We start from the raw sequence: 1,761 nt of genomic DNA, 5'->3' as shown, positions 1-1,761 counted from the left end.
TTGTTGACATAACTGGCGAAGGCGGGCGTGTTGTTGGCCGCGCCGGGCGTGGGCGGGTCGAAGTAAGCCCAGCCGCCGCCGGACGCGCGACCGTAAGAGAGGTCGGGCTTCTGCGCGGCCAGGGTGACGCTGTCCACCAGACCGCCGTTGGGGGCCAGCAGTTCGATCACGCCGCCGTCCATGTCCAGTTCGAACGGCGTGTGCAGGCCGCTGCCGATCTCGTCGTACCAGACGAGGACGCGGCCGCCGGCCGGGATGGTGGAGCCGGCCCCGCTGGGCAGGGTGTAACGGTCGGGCGTAGCGCGGCCGTCGCGCAAGGACGATAGCGTATAACCGGTCAGGTTGATGGCCGCGCCGGTGGTGTTATGCAGTTCGATCCAGGAGGAGTAGTTGGTGTAGGTGGGGTCGATGTTGGTGGAGGCGTTGCCGACGAGGACTTCACTGATGGCGACCGGCGGCCCCTCGGCCGCGCCTGGTCTGACGAACAGGGCGAGGATGGTCAACAAGAAAAGGATGCCCGGGAGACGATGACGCGACATGGCTCTTGCTCCATTACGTTAACAGGGAGAAACGCACCACGATAGTAGGCGGTAAGGCACAGTCCGCCGACTATAGTAGGTGATATTACCCTAGTATAAGGAGCAAGCTTACGGCTTATATTACGAAGGCTGAGACTAAGAGGCTCACGCAAAGAACGTAAAGTTCCCTAAGAACGCCAAGAAAGGAATTCTCCTTAGCGCTCTTGGCGAACTTTGCGTTCTTTGCATGAGCCGTTAGCTTCGCGCTATCTACGCTTTACCAATCCGGTATCGCCGCATCGCGGGAGGCATCCAGCACGAACACCTCGCCGCCGCCGGCCGGGACGCGGAAGATGCCGCCGCTCATCGAGCTGCTGAAGACGATGAACCGGCCGTCGGGCGACCAGGCCGGGTAATTCGCCTCGCTCACCACGTGCGTCGGCGTCCCGCCGGCGACCGGGATGGTGAACAGCCCGCTCTGGCCGCCGATCAAGCCGGCAAAGACCAGCGTCTTGCCGTCGGGTGACCAATCGGGGTCGTGCTCGTGCCCTTCGGGGCCGGTCAGATAGCGCAGGCCGCTGCCGTCGGCGTTGATGATAGCCAGGTCGTTCGTCTCATCTTCCTCGCCCACCTGACGCCGCAGGTTGAAGGCGATCTGCTGGCCATCCGGCGACCAGGCCGGCGAACCCATCTCGCCCGTCAGGCCGGGCGTCAGATTGCCCATCCCGCTGCCGTCGAGGTTCATGACGTAGAGGCCGTAGCGGGAGTTATCCCACGTCCGGCCGATGAAGGCGATCTTCGTCCCATTCCAGGTGGGGTACAGCGCCTCCATGCGGTTGGGGACGGGATTGAACACCACCTTGACGTTGCCGCCGTTAGCGTCCATAACCATCACCGCCGTCCCCGTCAACGTGGTGCGGCTGAAGAGAATGCGCCGGTGATCGGGCGACCAGGTGGGCCACCAATCCGAGAAGCCCGTCCCGCTGGAGAGCTGGGTCTTGCCCGTTCCATCGGGGCGGATGGAGTACAGATAGGCGTCGCTTTCGACCGACTCTGTGTAGACGATGCGCTGCGCGGGCAGCGCCGGGCCGGCCCGCGAGATGATGGGCAGGGAGGCGAAGTGCGTGGGCTTCTCCCCGCCGGTGAAGGCGAAGACCATCCCCGCCAGGTAAAAGTTCTGGAAGTTGCGGGCGGAGGCGCTGACCAGTATGGTATTGCCCTGAATAGCGAGGGGCACACCGGC

Annotated in this window: 2 protein-coding genes; both read right to left on the bottom strand. The window is 63.9% G+C overall.

The features are described 5' to 3' along the window. A partial coding sequence (locus ACE3UY_RS21190) for a lamin tail domain-containing protein (RefSeq protein WP_374689468.1) occupies positions 1-539 on the bottom strand: 539 nt, incomplete at its 3' end. 256 nt (positions 540-795) lie between these two features. Continuing rightward, positions 796-1,761: TolB family protein (locus ACE3UY_RS21185; protein ID WP_374689467.1), on the bottom strand; the 966-nt coding region annotated here is incomplete at its 5' end.

It is taken from the genome of Promineifilum sp. (SeqCode) (assembly GCF_041918635.1).
Lineage (GTDB): Bacteria > Chloroflexota > Anaerolineae > Promineifilales > Promineifilaceae > Promineifilum.
Note: the sequence above shows the minus strand (reverse complement) of the source record. Positions and strands in the feature narration are given on the sequence as shown.